The 18,208-nt window shown below is 59.0% G+C and carries 17 protein-coding genes and 1 pseudogene; 11 read left to right on the top strand and 7 right to left on the bottom strand.

The window, feature by feature from the left end; translation table 11 throughout:
* The first annotated feature begins 50 nt into the window (after positions 1-50).
* The 4 genes and pseudogenes from metG to HX814_RS20625 all read left to right on the top strand — a co-directional run bounded on the left by metG (position 51) and on the right by HX814_RS20625 (position 4,127).
* A complete protein-coding gene (gene metG / locus HX814_RS20640; RefSeq protein WP_177009854.1) occupies positions 51-2,102 on the top strand; it encodes a methionine--tRNA ligase in 2,052 nt (683 codons plus the stop codon).
* 121 nt (positions 2,103-2,223) lie between these two features.
* Positions 2,224-3,045 (top strand): annotated as a pseudogene (gene rsxB / locus HX814_RS20635) (electron transport complex subunit RsxB); the annotation flags it as partial.
* A 150-nt stretch (positions 3,046-3,195) separates the two neighbouring features.
* On the top strand, positions 3,196-3,834 hold the full coding sequence (gene nth / locus HX814_RS20630) for an endonuclease III (RefSeq protein WP_010170146.1): 639 nt from the start codon (positions 3,196-3,198) through the stop codon (positions 3,832-3,834).
* Between the two features lie 107 nt (positions 3,835-3,941).
* Complete coding sequence (locus tag HX814_RS20625; RefSeq protein ID WP_003208696.1) at positions 3,942-4,127, top strand: PA3496 family putative envelope integrity protein; 186 nt, start codon at positions 3,942-3,944, stop codon at positions 4,125-4,127.
* A 71-nt stretch (positions 4,128-4,198) separates the two neighbouring features.
* On the opposite strand, the gene HX814_RS20620 is transcribed toward HX814_RS20625, so the two are convergent.
* The 3 genes from HX814_RS20620 to HX814_RS20610 form a co-directional block, all read right to left on the bottom strand.
* Positions 4,199-4,831, bottom strand: coding sequence for a response regulator transcription factor (locus HX814_RS20620; RefSeq protein WP_003208698.1), 633 nt, complete (start codon positions 4,829-4,831; stop codon positions 4,199-4,201).
* A gap of 657 nt (positions 4,832-5,488) precedes the next feature.
* A complete protein-coding gene (locus HX814_RS20615) occupies positions 5,489-6,706 on the bottom strand; it encodes an argininosuccinate synthase (protein ID WP_003208700.1) in 1,218 nt (405 codons plus the stop codon).
* Between the two features lie 129 nt (positions 6,707-6,835).
* Positions 6,836-7,744 carry an OmpA family protein gene (locus HX814_RS20610; protein WP_177009856.1) on the bottom strand — a complete coding sequence of 303 codons (909 nt, stop codon included), beginning with the start codon at positions 7,742-7,744 and terminating at the stop codon, positions 6,836-6,838.
* A gap of 156 nt (positions 7,745-7,900) precedes the next feature.
* Between HX814_RS20610 and pyrC the strand changes: the two genes are divergently transcribed.
* Both pyrC and rnt read left to right on the top strand, forming a co-directional pair.
* Entirely contained in the window at positions 7,901-8,947 is a 1,047-nt protein-coding gene (pyrC, locus tag HX814_RS20605) for a dihydroorotase (RefSeq protein WP_003208703.1), read from the top strand.
* Entirely contained in the window at positions 8,944-9,621 is a 678-nt protein-coding gene (gene rnt / locus HX814_RS20600; RefSeq protein WP_003208704.1) for a ribonuclease T, read from the top strand. The genes pyrC and rnt overlap by 4 nt, the downstream gene beginning before the upstream one ends.
* Positions 9,622-9,685: 64 nt before the next feature.
* Here the strand turns inward: rnt and HX814_RS20595 are convergent, their stop codons facing one another.
* Entirely contained in the window at positions 9,686-10,288 is a 603-nt protein-coding gene (locus tag HX814_RS20595; protein ID WP_003172097.1) for a peroxiredoxin, read from the bottom strand.
* A gap of 237 nt (positions 10,289-10,525) precedes the next feature.
* Between HX814_RS20595 and HX814_RS20590 the strand changes: the two genes are divergently transcribed.
* A complete protein-coding gene (locus HX814_RS20590) occupies positions 10,526-10,744 on the top strand; it encodes a bacterioferritin-associated ferredoxin (protein WP_003208706.1) in 219 nt (72 codons plus the stop codon).
* A gap of 200 nt (positions 10,745-10,944) precedes the next feature.
* Positions 10,945-11,415: a bacterioferritin gene (bfr, locus tag HX814_RS20585; RefSeq protein ID WP_008433502.1), complete on the top strand. Its 471-nt coding sequence runs from the start codon at positions 10,945-10,947 to the stop codon at positions 11,413-11,415.
* A gap of 78 nt (positions 11,416-11,493) precedes the next feature.
* On the opposite strand, the gene grxD is transcribed toward bfr, so the two are convergent.
* Complete coding sequence (grxD, locus tag HX814_RS20580) at positions 11,494-11,832, bottom strand: Grx4 family monothiol glutaredoxin (protein WP_003208710.1); 339 nt, start codon at positions 11,830-11,832, stop codon at positions 11,494-11,496.
* Positions 11,833-11,931: 99 nt separating this feature from the next.
* Positions 11,932-14,028: a molybdopterin oxidoreductase family protein gene (locus tag HX814_RS20575; RefSeq protein ID WP_177009857.1), complete on the bottom strand. Its 2,097-nt coding sequence runs from the start codon at positions 14,026-14,028 to the stop codon at positions 11,932-11,934.
* A gap of 445 nt (positions 14,029-14,473) precedes the next feature.
* On the opposite strand from HX814_RS20575, the gene argF reads away from it, so the two are divergent.
* Together argF and HX814_RS20565 are read left to right on the top strand one after the other, a co-directional pair.
* On the top strand, positions 14,474-15,394 hold the full coding sequence (gene argF, locus HX814_RS20570; RefSeq protein WP_134327267.1) for an ornithine carbamoyltransferase: 921 nt from the start codon (positions 14,474-14,476) through the stop codon (positions 15,392-15,394).
* Positions 15,391-16,500: an ABC transporter ATP-binding protein gene (locus HX814_RS20565; protein ID WP_008433494.1), complete on the top strand. Its 1,110-nt coding sequence runs from the start codon at positions 15,391-15,393 to the stop codon at positions 16,498-16,500. Before argF ends, HX814_RS20565 begins: the two co-directional genes overlap by 4 nt.
* A gap of 10 nt (positions 16,501-16,510) precedes the next feature.
* On the opposite strand, the gene ybaK is transcribed toward HX814_RS20565, so the two are convergent.
* On the bottom strand, positions 16,511-16,981 hold the full coding sequence (ybaK, locus tag HX814_RS20560; RefSeq protein WP_003208718.1) for a Cys-tRNA(Pro) deacylase: 471 nt from the start codon (positions 16,979-16,981) through the stop codon (positions 16,511-16,513).
* A gap of 360 nt (positions 16,982-17,341) precedes the next feature.
* Between ybaK and HX814_RS20555 the strand changes: the two genes are divergently transcribed.
* Complete coding sequence (locus tag HX814_RS20555; protein ID WP_008433490.1) at positions 17,342-18,196, top strand: MIP/aquaporin family protein; 855 nt, start codon at positions 17,342-17,344, stop codon at positions 18,194-18,196.
* Positions 18,197-18,208 lie beyond the last annotated feature (12 nt).

Here is an 18,208-nt window from a genome sequence, read left to right as displayed (position 1 = left end):
CCCGGCGCTTTATAGTGGCCGACCTCCGTTTCATCAAGTAGCCGAGCCCCATGTCCGAGCCACGCAAGATCCTCGTCACCAGCGCCCTGCCCTATGCCAATGGTTCTATCCACCTTGGCCATATGCTTGAGTACATCCAGACCGATATGTGGGTGCGCTTCCAGAAGCATCGCGGCAATCAATGCATTTATGTCTGCGCGGACGACGCCCACGGTTCGGCCATCATGTTGCGCGCCGAGAAGGAAGGGATCACCCCGGAACAACTGATCGCCAATGTCCAGGCTGAACACAGCGCCGACTTTGCCGAGTTCCTGGTGGATTTCGATAACTTCCACTCGACCCACTCCGACGAAAACCGCGAGCTGTCGAGCCAGATCTACTTGCGCCTCAAGGACGCCGGGCACATTGCCACGCGTTCGATCACCCAGTATTTCGACCCGGAAAAGAAAATGTTCCTGGCCGACCGCTTCATCAAGGGCACCTGCCCGAAATGCGGCACTGAGGACCAGTACGGCGACAACTGCGAGAAATGCGGCGCCACTTACGCGCCCACCGACCTGAAGGATCCGAAGTCGGCCATCTCCGGCGCCACCCCGGTACTCAAGGATTCCCAGCACTTCTTCTTCAAGCTCCCGGATTTCCAGCAGATGCTGCAAACCTGGACCCGCAGCGGCACCCTGCAGGACGCCGTGGCGAACAAGATCGCCGAATGGCTGGACGCCGGCCTGCAACAGTGGGACATCTCCCGCGATGCGCCGTACTTCGGCTTTGAGATCCCGGGCGAGCCAGGCAAGTACTTCTACGTGTGGCTGGACGCGCCGATCGGCTACATGGCCAGCTTCAAGAACCTGTGCGACCGCACGCCGGAGCTGGACTTCGACGCGTTCTGGAACAAGGACTCCACGGCCGAGCTGTACCACTTCATCGGCAAGGACATCGTCAACTTCCACGCGCTGTTCTGGCCTGCAATGCTTGAAGGTTCGGGCTATCGCAAGCCAACCGGCATTGCCGTGCACGGTTACCTGACGGTCAACGGCCAGAAGATGTCCAAGTCCCGTGGCACCTTTATCAAGGCGCGCACCTACCTGGACCACCTGTCGCCGGAATACCTGCGCTACTACTACGCCTCCAAGCTGGGCCGTGGTGTCGACGACCTGGACCTGAACCTGGAAGACTTCGTACAGAAGGTCAACTCGGACCTGGTGGGCAAGGTCGTCAACATCGCCAGCCGTTGCGCCGGGTTTATCCACAAGGGCAACGCCGGGGTGCTGGTGGCTGAAAATGCCGCACCTGAGTTGACCGATGCATTCCTGGCCGCCGCGCCGAGCATCGCCGATGCCTATGAAGCTCGCGACTTTGCCCGGGCCATGCGCGAAATCATGGGCCTGGCCGACCGCGCCAACGCCTGGATCGCCGACAAGGCGCCGTGGTCGCTGAACAAGCAGGAAGGCAAGCAGACTGAAGTCCAGGCGATCTGCGCCACGGGCGTCAACCTGTTCCGTCAGTTGGTGATCTTCCTCAAGCCGGTGTTGCCATTGCTGGCAGCCGATGCCGAGGCGTTCCTCAATGTGCCGCCGCTGACCTGGAATGACCATGCGACACTGCTCGGCAACCATCAGTTGAATGAGTTCAAGCCGCTGATGACCCGTATCGACCCGGTAAAAGTGCAGGCCATGACCGACGCATCGAAAGAAGACCTCGAGGCCAGCAAGACCGATACCGGCGACGCTGCACCTGCGGGCAATGGCGAACTGGCGAAAGATCCGTTGTCGCCGGAAATCGACTTCGACGCCTTCGCTGCGGTGGACTTGCGGGTGGCCCTGATCCTCAAGGCCGAAGCCGTGGAAGGCGCCGACAAGCTGCTGCGCCTGACCCTGGACATCGGTGATGAACAACGCAACGTGTTCTCGGGGATCAAGAGCGCCTATCCGGACCCATCCAAGCTCGATGGTCGCCTGACCATGATGATCGCCAACCTCAAGCCGCGGAAAATGAAGTTCGGTATCTCCGAAGGCATGGTGATGGCGGCCGGCCCTGGCGGTGAAGAGATCTACCTGTTGAGCCCGGACAGCGGCGCCAAGCCGGGTCAGCGCATCAAGTGACAATGGCTAACTGCCTCATGGTCTCGGCCATGGGGCGGTTTCAGCTAGTACCCCCTCCTCGCTTGCCGGATAATCGGATTCTGTTTGCTGTCGGCCCGTTGTTGGCTGTGGCTTTTCCGGGTTCCAACGCAATGATCAAACCATGAGCCTGATTCAACGTATCGACGCCCTGCTGCCGCAAACCCAGTGTGGCAAATGTGGGCATCCTGGCTGCAAGCCCTACGCAGAAGGCATTGCCCAAGGCGAGGCGATCAACAAGTGCCCTCCGGGCGGCCAGGAAACCATCGCAGGCCTGGCGCAGCTGTTGAAGCTCCCGGTGCTGGAGCTGGACACATCTCGAGGGGAAGCGCCCGCACAGATCGCGTTTATCCGTGAAGCGGAGTGCATCGGCTGTACCAAATGCATCCAGGCCTGCCCGGTGGACGCTATCGTCGGTGCTGCCAAATTGATGCACACGGTGATTGTCGACGAGTGCACGGGTTGCGACCTGTGTGTAGCACCCTGCCCGGTTGATTGCATCGAAATGCGTCCGTTGAGCACCGTGGTACCGATTGTCGGCGGGCTGGCCTCCAATGATCATGAACGCGAGGCACGCAGCCTCAAGCGCGACCGGGCCCGGCGACGGTTTGAACAGCGCAACGCGCGGCTGCAACGCGAAGAGGAACAGAAACTTGCCGAACGCCAGGCACGCTCCAAGCGCGCCGCCCCGGTAGCTGCGGCCACGGTCAACCCAGTCCAGGCGGCCATTGAGCGGGTTCGTGCACAAAAAGCCGCGGCCATGGACGCCGCCTTGAAGAAGGCCAAGATCAACCTGGCCATGAGCCGCGCCCAATTGCACAAATCCCTGAAAGCTTTCGGCCACCCGCCGACCTTTGAACAGCAGTCGCAGTTGATCATTCTGCAACAGCACTTCGAAACGGCAGAGCAGGCGCTTGCAGCACTGGTGGTGGCTGATGCCCGCACCTGAACCCCTTGAGCACCGGCCCCACGTGATGAAGCGTGTACTGCCGGTGCACGCCGCGTTTATCCTGCTCGGGTTATTGGGCCCGTTTTTCGTAACCACACTGACTGTCCGCAAGGAACCGCTCGCCCCATGAACGCGGCAAAACGCCTGGAAATTTTCCGCCGGCTTCACGAAGACAACCCGGAACCGAAAACCGAACTGGCCTACTCCTCGCCGTTCGAGTTGCTGATCGCCGTGATTCTCTCGGCCCAGTCCACAGACGTCGGCGTCAACAAGGCCACCGCCAAATTGTATCCGGTGGCGAACACCCCGGAGGCGATCTACGCGCTGGGGGTTGAGGGGTTGTCCGAATACATCAAGACCATCGGCCTGTACAACAGCAAGGCGAAGAATGTCATCGAGACATGCCGGCTACTGGTGGAACTGCACGGCAGCGAAGTACCGCAAACGCGCGAAGCCCTGGAAGCCCTTCCGGGTGTTGGCCGAAAAACCGCCAATGTGGTGCTCAATACGGCATTTCGCCAATTGACCATGGCGGTGGACACGCACATCTTTCGGGTCAGCAACCGAACCGGTATTGCCCGCGGAAAAAATGTGGTGGAGGTGGAAAAACAGCTGATGAAGTTCGTGCCCAAGCCGTACCTGCTGGACTCGCATCACTGGCTGATCCTTCACGGACGCTATGTCTGCCAAGCCCGCAAGCCGCGCTGTGGCAGCTGCCGCATCGAAGACCTGTGCGAATACAAGGAAAAGACTTCCGACGATTGAGCCATCATTGCTTTTATCGATGAGTCGATTGAAAAAATCTTTTTTACCAGGCCCGAGATTATCGTTATAAGGAGCGCCAACGGCAGTCTTAGCCTGGAGTTAACCTTATGAGCACTGGCAAAGAACAACTGGATGTAGAAGACGACGTTGTTGGCGCTGAATCCGACGATGATGCAGCAGAAGCACCGGTAGAGGTGGCCAAGACCAATTTGAGCAAACGCCGCACCATCGACAACCTTCTGGAAGAGCGGCGCTTGCAAAAACAGTTGGCCGATTACGACTTCGATCTCTAATCGATCCAACGATAAACAGAAGCCTCCCTTGCGGAGGCTTTTTTCTGACTGGATGTAAATGTGAGGCCGGCCTACACCAGGCCGTTTCGCTGGGCCAGCTCGATCAAGTCCACCAGCGAGCGGGCGTTGAGCTTGAGCAGCAAGCGGGTCTTGTAGGTGCTCACAGTCTTGTTGCTCAGGAACATGCCATCGGCGATCTCCTTGTTGGTCTTGCCGCGGGCCAACTGCTGCAACACCATCATCTCCCGGCCGGACAGGCGCTCGACCATGTCCGCTTCGCTGGCGTTACCCATTGTGGAGCGCACCGAGTTCAACGCCTGGTTGGGGAAGTAGCTGTACCCGCACAGCACCGCCTTGACCGCGCTCAACAGCTCGGTGAGATCCTGTTGCTTGCACACGTAGCCGGCAGCACCCGCCTGCATGCACCGCATCGAGAAATGCCCGGGCGCCTGGGACGTCAGCACCAGCACCTTGAAGGGATGTGCCTGTTTGGTTGATGACAGCCGGCATATAACTTCCAGGCCATCGAGTTTGGGAATTCCAATATCCAGTATGACAATGTCCGGCATATGCTCGCGCGCAAGTTGCAAGGCATCGACACCGTTATCGGTCTCGGCAACGACCTCATAACTATGACGTTCCATTAGCATACGCACAGCAAGACGAATGACGGGATGATCATCCACGATCAGCACTTTATTCATGGGCAAGTCCAATTTCGCTGTTCGAATTATTAAGAGTAAGCACAATAGCCTAGTCGTTTCTCGCTTGGCATAGCGCTCCCCCCCAAGCAACAGCAAGCAGAGACCTAACCCACAAAGACATAGGATTTAACCTACAAAAAAACGCCAGATCGGAGCTATCCAGTTTTGTTGGGGCTTTCAGAACTTTCCGAGCACAAACATATTTTGAGTGAAAATTCCCAGGATTACGCGGGCCCGGGTAAACGCGCCGTACACAAGTTTCAGGAAATGCCCCTTGTGCGCTGTCAGAAGACCTGTGAACCCGGAGGGAAACCGGGTTTTTAAAAGTTCCATTCGACATAATTACTAACGCTCCATAAATCCTACAGGCATGTCAGCATCTGACATATTCGCGGTACATTTCTGAGTGAATTTTCTGTAGTACATAGTTCCTGCCTACAAGAAAAAATCTCACTTTCAACAATGCATCACTTATCGAGCGAAATTAATAAACATTGCCCCCGTAAAAATATAAACACTCCAGGTCATCTCCTGGAGTACCTGAACTTTTTCGAAGCGAACAATAAACACAGGCGCGCGCCCGATGATTCCGGATGTATTTTCAACCAAAAAAAAATGGCCCCTTGAGGGGCCATTTTTCATTGCAACTTACAACACTCAGAACAACTTGCGACCTTTGTTGGCCGCAATGCGCATGCGCAACGCGTTCAGCTTGATGAAGCCTGCCGCGTCTGCCTGGTTGTAGGCGCCGCCATCTTCTTCAAAAGTGGCGATGTTGGCGTCGAACAACGACTCATCGGACTTGCGACCGGTCACGATCACATTGCCCTTGTACAGCTTCAGGCGCACAACGCCGTTCACGTGGACCTGGGAAGCGTCGATCATCTGTTGCAGCATCAGACGCTCAGGGCTCCACCAGTAGCCGGTGTAGATCAGGCTGGCGTACTTGGGCATCAACTCGTCTTTGAGGTGAGCCACTTCACGGTCCAGGGTGATGGACTCAATGGCGCGGTGAGCGCGCAGCATGATGGTGCCGCCCGGGGTTTCGTAGCAACCACGGGACTTCATGCCCACGTAACGGTTCTCGACGATGTCGAGGCGGCCGATACCGTGTTCGCCACCGATACGGTTCAAGGTCGCCAGTACGGTGGCCGGGGTCATTTCGACGCCGTCCAGCGCGACGATGTCGCCGTTGCGGTAGGTCAGTTCCAGGTACTGGGCCTTGTCAGGAGCGTTCTCCGGGGAGACGGTCCATTTCCACATGTCTTCTTCGTGCTCGGTCCAGGTGTCTTCCAGCACGCCGCCTTCATAGGAGATGTGCAGCAAGTTGGCGTCCATCGAGTACGGGGACTTCTTCTTGCCATGACGCTCGATCGGGATCGCGTGCTTTTCAGCGTAGTCCATCAGCTTTTCACGGGACAGCAGGTCCCATTCACGCCACGGAGCAATCACTTTTACGCCTGGCTTCAAGGCGTAGGCGCCCAGTTCGAAACGCACCTGGTCGTTGCCCTTGCCGGTGGCGCCATGGGAAATGGCGTCGGCGCCGGTTTCGTTGGCGATTTCGATCAGGCGCTTGGCGATCAGCGGACGTGCGATGGAAGTACCCAGCAGGTACTCGCCTTCGTAGACAGTGTTGGCGCGAAACATCGGGAAAACGAAATCGCGGACGAACTCTTCGCGCAGGTCGTCAATGTAGATCTCTTTCACGCCCATGGCTTGCGCCTTGGCACGTGCAGGTTCGACCTCTTCGCCCTGACCCAGGTCAGCGGTGAAGGTCACCACTTCACAGTTATAAGTATCCTGCAGCCACTTGAGGATCACCGAAGTGTCCAGGCCGCCGGAATACGCGAGAACGACCTTGTTTACGTCGGCCATGCCATCACTCCACGGGGTTGTACGGAAAGGCGTCGATTCTACCGACCAAAACCGTGAAATTACAGAGGCGCGACAGCAAATGAAGATAAAGCGACAGATTATGTCGAGCGGGCGACGAAACGCCGCACCTTATGAGGTGGCGGCAGCGTTGCCTGGCGCCTTGGCCTGGGGCGCCGGTTTGTCGGGGGCTGCCACCCGTTCGAGCTGAATATTCACCCGGCGGTTTTTCGCCCGGTTGGCCGCGTTGGTGTTCGGCGCCAGCGGATAGCTTTCGCCATGAAAGCGCAGGGTAATCTGCGATTCCTGGATGCCATTGGCCTTGAAGTAGTCCATTACCGCCAATGCACGACGCCGCGAAACGTCGCGATTGGTCAGGCGATTGCCGCTGTTGTCGGAGTGGCCATTCAACTCGACGTGGTTAACCGTCGGGTCGGCTTTCATGAATTCGAGAATCACCGAGAGCTTTTTCCTGGCCGCCGCGTCCAGTTCGATGCCGCCACCCGGGAAACCCACCTCGGTCTGTCTGACCTGCTCGAAATTCATCGGCAGCAGCTTGGTGGTGCAGAGTTGGTAGTCGTTGTAGGCCTTGCTGAATTTCGCCGGCAGCAGGCGGATCTCTGAGTAACCGCCGTCGCGGCTATAGTGGCGCACCGTCGGGCTGCGCCCTTCGAGCAGGCCGGTAAACAAACGCCCGGCCTGGGCCTGGGAGCTGTTGAACAGCACATCGCCACTGCCGACACGCACCGCCCCCAGGTTGATATCGCCACGCCCCGGCTGCCACGGCGCAGCCGCCGCCAATAGGGTTGCGGAACCGGCACCCAACGAGCCGTTAAAGGCTTTCAGGCGAAACGTCGCCTGCTCGCCGGCCCGGCGCACGAACTCGCCCGAGCCGAAATCGGTGATCGGCTGGCTCAAGCGGCACTCGAATTTATCGCCCTCCACTTTCCACTCAATATTCTCCAGACGTGTCTGGAACGTGAGGGCCATCGCGGGCAGGCTGGCGAACACACTGAGCAGGGCTAGATAATGCTGGCGCACGGGAGGCTCCACTGGTTTCTACAACACATCAAGGCGTCATACATCGTTAAGGCATACCCAGGGATATCGGTCGCATCCTGCAAAACTTGATAGCGAGTGCCTGCAAGAGTCTTTTCCGGTAGCATTCCCACCAGATTGACCCGCCTGGAATCCCCAATGTCCGACCGCCTGACCCTGCTGCGTCCCGACGACTGGCATATTCATCTTCGCGATGGTGCTGCGTTGCCCCAAACCGTGGCCGATGTAGCGCGCACGTTTGGCCGCGCCATCATCATGCCTAACCTGGTACCTCCGGTGCGTAACGCCGCGGAAGCCGACGCCTATCGCCAGCGCATTCTCGCTGCACGACCGGCCGGCAGCCGCTTCGAACCGTTGATGGTGCTGTACCTGACCGACCGCACCCAGCCCGAAGAAATCCGCCAGGCCAAGGCCAGTGGTTTCGTGCACGCCGCCAAGCTGTACCCGGCCGGCGCGACCACCAACTCCGATTCCGGCGTCACCAGTATCGACAAGATCCTGCCGGCCATCGAAGCCATGGCCGAAGTGGGCATGCCGTTGCTGATCCACGGTGAAGTCACCCGTGGCGATGTCGATGTGTTCGATCGTGAAAAGATCTTCATCGACGAGCACATGCGCCGAGTTGTCGAGCTGTTCCCGACCCTCAAGGTGGTGTTCGAGCACATCACCACCGCCGATGCCGTGCAGTTCGTCACCGAGGCTTCGGCCAACGTCGGCGCGACCATCACCGCGCATCACCTGCTGTACAACCGCAACCACATGCTGGTGGGCGGGATTCGGCCGCACTTCTATTGCCTGCCGATTCTCAAGCGCAACACGCACCAGGTAGCGCTGCTCGATGCCGCCACCAGTGGCAGCGAGAAATTTTTCCTCGGTACCGACTCTGCACCTCACGCCCAACACGCCAAGGAAGCCGCGTGTGGTTGTGCCGGTTGCTATACCGCCTATGCGGCGATCGAGTTGTATGCCGAAGCGTTCGAACAACGCAACGCCCTGGACAAGCTTGAAGGGTTCGCCAGCCTCAACGGCCCGCGTTTCTATGGCCTGCCGGCGAATACCGACCGCATTACCCTGGTCCGTGAAGACTGGACCGCCCCCACCAGCCTGCCGTTTGGCGAGCTGACCGTTATCCCGCTGCGCGCCGGTGAAACACTGCGCTGGCGCCTGCTGGAGGAACACCCGTGAGTGAAGACCATTACGACGACGACCAGGAACACGGCGGCGGTGGTGGCGGTTCCCGTCACCCGATGGCCGAGCGTTTCCGTGGCTACCTGCCGGTTGTCATCGACGTAGAAACCGGCGGCTTCAATTGCGCCACTGACGCGCTGCTGGAAATCGCCGCCACGACCATCGGCATGGATGAACAGGGTTTCGTGTTCCCGGAACACACCCACTTCTTCCGCGTCGAGCCGTTCGAAGGTGCCAACATCGAAGCGGCGGCCCTGGAGTTCACCGGGATCAAGCTTGATCACCCACTGCGCATGGCCGTCAGTGAAGAAGCGGCGCTGACCGACATCTTCCGTGGCGTACGCAAGGCCCTGAAGGCCAATGGCTGCAAACGCGCGATCCTGGTGGGCCACAACAGCAGCTTCGACCTGGGCTTCCTCAACGCCGCCGTGGCGCGCCTGGACATGAAACGCAACCCGTTTCACCCGTTCTCCAGCTTCGATACTGCGACCCTGGCCGGTTTGGCCTATGGCCAGACCGTGCTGGCGAAGGCCTGCCAGGCTGCCGGTATCGACTTCGACGGTCGTGAGGCCCACTCGGCCCGCTACGACACCGAGAAGACCGCCGAGCTGTTCTGCGGCATCGTCAACCGTTGGAAACAGATGGGCGGCTGGGAAGACTTCGGCGACTGAAGCCAAATCCCGCACATAAAAAAACCGGCCTTCTCAGGCCGGTTTTTTTTGCTTCGAACGTGGCTTACAGCTTGCCAGCGTTCTCGGTCAGGTAAGCCGCAACGCCTTCTGGCGAAGCGTTCATGCCCTTGTCGCCTTTTTTCCAGTTGGCAGGGCAGACTTCGCCGTGCTCTTCGTGGAATTGCAGGGCGTCGACCAGACGGATCAGCTCTTCCATGTTACGGCCCAGCGGCAGGTCGTTGATGATCTGCGAGCGTACAACGCCCTTGTCGTCGATCAGGAACGCGCCACGGAATGCCACGCCGCCTTCGGACTCAACGTCGTAGGCCTTGGCGATGTCGTGCTTCATGTCGGCAGCCATGGTGTATTTGACTTTGCCGATGCCGCCATCATTGATGGCGGTGTTGCGCCAGGCGTTGTGGGTGAAATGGGAGTCGATGGAAACGGCAACCACTTCAACATTACGCGCCTTGAAATCGTCCATGCGGTGATCCAGGGCGATCAGCTCCGATGGGCAGACGAAGGTGAAGTCCAGCGGGTAGAAGAACACCAGGCCGTATTTGCCTTTGATGGCTTCAGACAGTTTGAAGCTGTCTACGATTTCGCCATTGCCGAGGACGGCGGGTACGTCGAAATCCGGGGCTTGTTTGCCGACGAGTACGCTCATTGGGTATCTCCTGATGGTGGTGACTGAAGTAAAAGGATCCGTCCCAGTGTGCCGCAGCTAAACGACAGGCCTGTGACGTGATCACGCTTCGTGAAGACCGACCATCATACCGGAAAAAAGCCGTTCGTCAGTGACGCCGCGTGCAAACACCAAGGCTTGAGAAACTACTTTGACAATCATTCTCGTTAACATTAAGATCCGTCGCACTTAAGCCTTAAACCGCGATGGTTCTCCCTTATGTATGTCTGCCTTTGCACTGGCGTCACCGACGGACAAATCCGCGAAGCAATCTACGAAGGTTGCTGCAGCTACAAGGAAGTACGTGAAACCACCGGCGTTGCCAGCCAATGCGGCAAATGCGCCTGCCTCGCCAAGCAAGTGGTACGGGAAACCCTGACGCAGCTGCAAACTGCCCAGGCTGCGATCCCCTACTCAGCAGAATTTACACACGCTTAACAGGCATGTTTTAAAGAACCGGACTGAGTGTCCGGTTTTTTTATGTCCGTAATTCAAACAGTTAGCGCCAAGACGCGGAACACAAACATTCTTATTCCGATTAATTTTCATTTATTATTCAATAACTTAGGTTTGACAGTAGTAAATGCGCAGCTCAAACTCCGCCTTATATACAGCTAATACAGGGCAGGACCCCAATCATGAAAGGCGACATCACAGTCATCCAGCAACTCAACAAAATCCTTGCCAATGAACTGGTCGCGATCAATCAGTACTTCCTGCATGCGCGCATGTATGACGATTGGGGCCTGGAAAAGCTGGGCAAGCGTGAATACAAAGAATCCATCAAGGCCATGAAGGACGCTGACGCGCTGATCAAACGCATCCTGTTCCTGGAAGGCCTGCCGAACGTGCAGGACCTGGGCAAGCTGAACATCGGCGAGCACACCCAGGAAATGATCAACTGCGACCTGAACTTCGAGCGCAAGAGCCACACCGACCTGAAGGCCGCCATTGCCCATTGCGAATCCAAGGGCGACTTCGGCAGCCGTGAACTGCTGGAAGATATCCTTGAAGACCAGGAAGAACACATCGACTGGCTGGAAACCCAAATCGGCCTGATCGACAAAGTGACTATCGAGAATTACCTGCAATCGCAGATGGGTGAATAACCCTTCAATTCCCGGCCACTAAAAAGCCCCGCTCTCTTTCGAGAAGCGGGGCTTTTTATTGCCGCGGCCTAAAACAAATCAGGCTTCGGTCTTCGCAGCTGCTTTGGCCGCTGCGTCTTTGATCAGTGCCTGCAACGAACCATCAGCCGCCATTTCGGTGATGATGTCGCTACCGCCGACCAGCTCACCGGCAACCCACAGCTGCGGGAAGGTTGGCCAGTTGGCGTACTTCGGCAGGTTGGCGCGGATTTCCGGGTTCTGCAGGATATCCACGTAGGCGAACTTCTCGCCACATTGCATGATTGCCTGGGAAGCCTTTGCGGAGAAGCCACACTGGGGAGCGTTAGGGGCGCCCTTCATGTAAAGCAGAATAGTGTTGTTGGCAATCTGCTCTTTGATCGTTTCGATGATATCCATGGAACACCTCGGCTGGAACTTTCCGACTCATGGGTCGGCACGGTGGCGCATTGTAACGCAAACCCCAGCGTGACGCTCGGACTCCCCGACAGACAATCCTTACGCCGCCGCCACCTGCACCGGCACGCCGTTCAACGCTGCGTTGCCCGACAGCTCATCCAGTTGCCGCTCATCCGTCAGGTCATTCGCGCTCGCCCCCGGCTGCCCGCTGGCGATGGTCATCTGCACGCCAGGGCGGCCGTGGCCCCAACCGTGAGGCAGGCTGACCACGCCGGGCATCATGTCGAGACTGGCCAACACTTCCACCTCGATCATGCCGATCCGCGAGCTGACCCGTACCCGCTGCCCGTCAGTCAACTGGCGATGGGCAAGGTCATCCGGATGCATCAGCAGTTGATGGCGAGGCTTGCCCTTCACCAGCCGGTGGTAGTTATGCATCCAGGAGTTGTTGCTGCGCACATGCCGGCGGCCGATCAGCAGCAACTCATTCACCTCGGGCACCGGCTGCGCGGCAAAGCGCGCCAGGTCGGCAAGGATTACCGATGGTGCGGCCTGCAGATGGCCATTGGCGGTTTTCAGGCGGCCTGCGAGGTTGGGTTTCAGCGGCCCGAGGTCCAGGCCATGAGGGTGATCGGCCAGAGCGGCAATGGACAACCTGTCACCATAAGGCCCGGCCCGCAGCCCGAAGTCGATCATCTGCGCAGGCGGCATCGTCGGTTTGAGTGTATTACCCGTCTTCTCGGCAAACGCCCGGGCCAGGCCGACGAAGATTTCCCAGTCATGCAACGCACCCTCGGGTTTCGGCAGGATGGCGCGATTGAAACGGGTGACGTTACGCACCGCGAACATATTGAAGGTGGTGTCGTAGTGATCGTTTTCCAGGGCCGAGGTGGACGGCAGGATCAGGTCGGCATAACGCGTGGTCTCGTTGATATACAGGTCGATGCTGACCATGAACTCCAGGCCATCCAGCGCCTGCTCCAGTTGCCGGCCGTTGGGCGTGGACAACACCGGATTGCCCGCCACCGTCACCAGGGCGCGGATTTGCCCTTCACCCTCAGTGAGCATTTCTTCAGCCAGTGCCGATACCGGCAGCTCGCCCCCGTACTCGGGTCGCCCGGAAACCCGGCTTTGCCAGCGATTGAAATGCCCGCCGGAAGTCGAGGCCACCAGGTCGACGGCCGGCGTAGTGCACAAGGCCCCGCCGACTCGATCCAGATTACCGGTCACCAGGTTGATCAACTGCACCAGCCAATGGCACAGCGTGCCGAACGCCTGGGTCGAAACGCCCATGCGGCCATAACACACAGCCCTTTCAGCCGCCGCAAAGTCCCGGGCCAACTGGCGGATCTGCTCGGCGGGTACCGCACATTGACGGCTCATGGCCTCGGCGGTGAATCCGGCCACGGCGTGGCGCACGTCATCCAGGCCGTCCACCGGCAGGTGACTGTCACGGGTCAGGTTCTCGGCAAACAGTGTATTGAGCAATCCGAACAACAACGCCGCATCACCGCCCGGGCGCACGAACAGATGCTGGTCGGCCATCGCCGCCGTCTCGCTGCGGCGCGGATCAACCACCACGACTTTGCCGCCGCGAGCCTGGATGGCCTTCAGGCGTTTCTCCACATCCGGCACGGTCATGATGCTGCCGTTGGACGCCAACGGGTTGCCGCCGAGGATCAGCATGAAATCGGTATGGTCGATGTCCGGGATCGGCAGCAACAGGCCGTGGCCGTACATCAGGTGGCTGGTGAGGTGGTGGGGTAACTGGTCCACCGAGGTGGCGGAAAAACGATTGCGGGTCTTCAGCTGGCCAAGGAAGTAGTTGCTGTGGGTCATCAGGCCATAGTTGTGCACGCTCGGATTGCCCTGGTACACCGCCACAGCATTCTGCCCGTGACGCGTCTGAATCGCGGCCAGGCGCTCGGCTACAAGTACAAAGGCGTCTTCCCACGGGATCGGCTGCCATTCGCTGCCCACCCGCAACATGGGCTGGTGCAGGCGGTCCGGGTCATTCTGGATGTCTTGCAGGGCCACGGCCTTGGGGCAGATATGGCCACGGCTGAACGTATCCAGGGGGTCGCCCTTGATCGAGGTGATCGCCAGGCTTGCGTCTTCGCCCTGGGTGGTCTCCAGTGTGAGGCCGCAGATGGCTTCGCACAGATGGCAGGCACGGTGGTGGAGAGTCTTGGTCATGGCCAGTCTCTTTTATTGTGGGCTAGGCACTTCGGACGAAAACTATGGCCCGCCGGGGGCAGCAGCGCCAGCAACGTTCGTCGTGTGAATCCAGGGGCATCAGGCCAGGCCATGAGGAAACATCAGCAAATGTTTCAGAAGCCTTCGCCAGCCCGCTGAAACCGACGCAGCCCGGCCTCAGCCCGCCCTCACGCATTGCAATGTGGCGCAGCGCCAGTGTACAAATGACCCGCTGCTGTCAGGAAACAGGCTTCAAAAGCGCCCTCCCCGCGTCCTTGAACTCCCCTAAAAACTGTAGCCCTATTGGTAAGACGCGACATTTAATTATAAGATCGCGCCTTCCCCTATTTCGTCGCCCCGTGCGGCTTTCGCCGCAGGTCTCGCCCGTTTTCAAAATAAACCAGGCTTTGAGTATCTGCGGTCTGTTGCAAAAAGGTAGTTAATGATGAGCGCAAGGCACTTTCTCTCCCTGATGGATTGCACGCCCGAAGAGCTGGTCAGCGTGCTCCGTCGAGGCATTGAGCTTAAAGACCTGCGTAACCGCGGCGTACTGTTCGAGCCTTTGAAAAACCGCGTGCTCGGGATGATTTTCGAGAAGTCGTCCACCCGCACCCGCGTGTCTTTCGAAGCCGGCATGATTCAGCTCGGCGGCCAGGCTATCTTCCTGTCACCTCGCGATACCCAACTGGGCCGTGGCGAGCCGATCAGCGATTGCGCGATCGTGATGTCGAGCATGCTGGATGCGGTGATGATCCGTACCTTCGCCCACAGCACCCTGACCGAATTTGCCGCCAACTCCCGAGTGCCCGTGATCAACGGCCTGTCCGATGACCTGCACCCCTGCCAGTTGCTGGCCGACATGCAAACCTTCCTCGAACAGCGCGGCTCGATCCAGGGCAAGACCGTGGCCTGGATCGGCGACGGCAACAACATGTGCAACAGCTATATAGAAGCGGCGATCCAGTTCGACTTCAAATTGCGCGTTGCCTGCCCTGAAGGCTACGAGCCGGATGCACGTTTCCTGGCCGAGGCCGGCGACCGCGTGACCATCGTCCGCGACCCGCGTGAGGCGGTCATCGGCGCGCACCTGGTGAGTACCGACGTGTGGACCTCCATGGGCCAGGAAGAGGAAACCGCCAAGCGCCTCAAGCTGTTCGCCCCGTTCCAGGTCACCCGCGCCCTGCTCGACCTGGCCGCGCCGGACGTGCTGTTCATGCACTGCCTGCCCGCCCACCGTGGCGAAGAAATCAGTCTCGATCTGCTGGACGATCAACGTTCAGTAGCCTGGGCCCAGGCGGAAAACCGCCTGCACGCACAAAAAGCCCTGCTCGAGTTTCTGGTTGCGCCGGCGTACCGTCCTGCATGAGCCAGCCATTACTGCTGAACCTGCGCAATCTGGCATGCGGCTATCAAGACCAACGGGTGGTGCAGAACCTCAACCTGCACCTCAACGCCGGCGACATCGGTTGCCTGCTGGGCTCCTCGGGCTGCGGCAAGACCACCACCCTGCGAGCGATTGCCGGGTTTGAGCCGGTGCATGAAGGCGAGATCAGCCTGGCAGGCGAAGTCATTTCCAGCGCCGGTTTCACACTGGCCCCGGAGAAACGTCGGATCGGCATGGTGTTCCAGGACTACGCGCTGTTTCCACACCTCAGCGTGGCTGACAACATCGCCTTCGGCATTCGCAAGCACCCGCAAAAAGAGCGTGTGGTCGCTGAATTGCTGGAACTGGTGAACCTGAAAAACCTCGGCAAGCGCTTCCCCCACGAACTCTCGGGCGGCCAGCAGCAACGCGTCGCCCTGGCTCGCGCCCTGGCGCCGGAACCGCAATTGTTGCTGCTGGACGAACCCTTCTCCAACCTCGACGGCGAACTGCGGCGCAAACTCAGCCACGAAGTACGCGATATCCTCAAGGCGCGGGGCACCAGTGCGATTCTGGTGACCCACGACCAGGAAGAAGCCTTCGCAGTGAGTGACCATGTCGGCGTGTTCAAGGAGGGTCGCCTGGAGCAGTGGGATACGCCCTACAACCTCTATCACGAACCGCTGACACCCTTTGTCGCCAGCTTCATTGGCCAGGGTTACTTCATTCGCGGGCAGTTGAACACGCCGGAATCGGTTACCACCGAACTGGGGGAGTTGCGCGGCAATCGTGCCTACACCTGGCCAACCGGCGGCGCGGTGGATGTGTTGCTGCGCCCGGACGACATCGTTTATGCACCGGACAGCGCCTTGAAGGCGCGGATTGTCGGCAAGACGTTCCTCGGCGCGTCGACCCTGTATCGCTTGCAGCTGCCGACAGGCGCTCAGCTGGAGTCGATCTTCCCCAGCCACGCCGATCACTTGGTCGGTGCCGACGTGGGCATTCGCGTGGCAGCCGAGCACCTGGTGTTGTTCCAGGCCTCAGGCAGCACCGCAGCACAAATCCCTCAGGTTGAGTCAGGCGTTCGCCGCTACAGCACCGCCTCCTGACGTCAACGCATCACGCCCGGCCAATTTCCGCGAACTTGGCCTGGGTGTGTTCGGCCAGCACTGTCGCTGCCAACTCCACCTCAAGCCCCCTTCTCCCCGCACTGATAAAAATTGTCGGAAACGACTGCGCCGTCACATCGATGAAGGTGCGCAGGCGTTTCTTCTGCCCCAGCGGGCTGATGCCGCCTAGTAAGTAACCGGTGGCCCGTTGCGCCGCTGCCGGGTCTGCCATCTCGACCTTTTTTACCCCCGCCGCCTGCGCCAACGCCTTTAAATCCAAACTTCCGACGACCGGCACAACCGCCACCAGCAGCTCGGCTTTTTCACTGCTGGCCAGCAGGGTCTTGAACACCTGCGCCGGGTCCAGGCCCAATTTTTCCGCGGCCTCCAGACCATAGGACGCTGCCTTTGGGTCATGTTCGTAACTGTGAATTCGATGTTCGGCGCGAACTTTTTTCAACAGGTCCAATGCGGGCGTCATGTGGGCTCCAGGCTTGGCAAAAAGGTGAAAAAACAGACAGCCAATTCTAGGCCAACAACAAGCAAAAGGCTCTAGTCCGAAGCCCTCTGCCACGCCCTCACGCGCACCTTCCCTGCCGCTTCCCGCGCCCACGGCACGATCATTCATCACACCAATAATTACAAAATGACCGATCGTTCACTTTCGACCTTTGACAGCCGTCATTCTTGTCTATATTTTTTCGTTTACGAATACTGTAGGAATGCACCTACGGATTCACAGCAGTAAGCCGCGAACAGGATGGGGATCCTCGCCACGGTGAAAATCGCCGATTGCCCGTTGCGGCAAAACGCCAGACAACAACAAAAACAGAGGTTTTCCATGACAACTGCTCTTCAACAGCCTTCACTTTCAAGTCAATGCATGGCCGAATTCCTGGGCACTGCGTTGCTGATCTTCTTCGGTACCGGATGTGTTGCTGCGCTCAAGGTCGCGGGTGCCAGCTTTGGGTTGTGGGAAATCAGTATCATCTGGGGGATCGGCGTCAGCATGGCGATCTACCTGAGCGCCGGTATTTCCGGGGCTCACCTGAATCCGGCGGTCAGTATCGCGCTGTGCATCTTTGCCGATTTCGACAAGCGCAAACTGCCGTTCTACATCATCGCCCAGGTCGCCGGGGCCTTCTGTTCGGCCGCGTTGGTTTACACGCTCTACAGCAACCTGTTTTTCGATTACGAACAAACCCACCACATGATTCGCGGCACCCAGGCCAGCCTGGAACTGGCGTCGGTGTTCTCCACCTACCCGCATCCGCTGCTGGGCACGGCCCAGGCGTTCCTGGTGGAAATGGTCATCACCGCGATCCTGATGGGCGTGATCATGGCCCTGACCGATGACAACAACGGCCTGCCCCGCGGCCCGTTGGCGCCGCTGCTGATTGGTTTGCTGATTGCCGTGATCGGCAGTGCCATGGGCCCGCTGACCGGCTTTGCGATGAACCCGGCCCGTGACTTCGGCCCCAAGCTGATGACCTTTTTCGCCGGTTGGGGTGAAATGGCTTTCACTGGCGGGCGCGACATTCCTTACTTCCTGATTCCGATCTTTGCGCCGATTGTCGGCGCCTGCCTCGGTGCTGCCGCCTATCGCGGGCTGATTGCCCGTCACCTGCCCAGCGCCGCACCTGCTACAACTGATGCAACCGAAGCGGCTGCCACCGCCAAAACCCGTACTTCCTGATGCGATAGCCTG

The organism is Pseudomonas sp. C8002, from assembly GCF_013385765.1.
Taxonomy (GTDB): domain Bacteria; phylum Pseudomonadota; class Gammaproteobacteria; order Pseudomonadales; family Pseudomonadaceae; genus Aquipseudomonas.
This window is presented reverse-complemented; position numbering and strand designations above follow the sequence as displayed.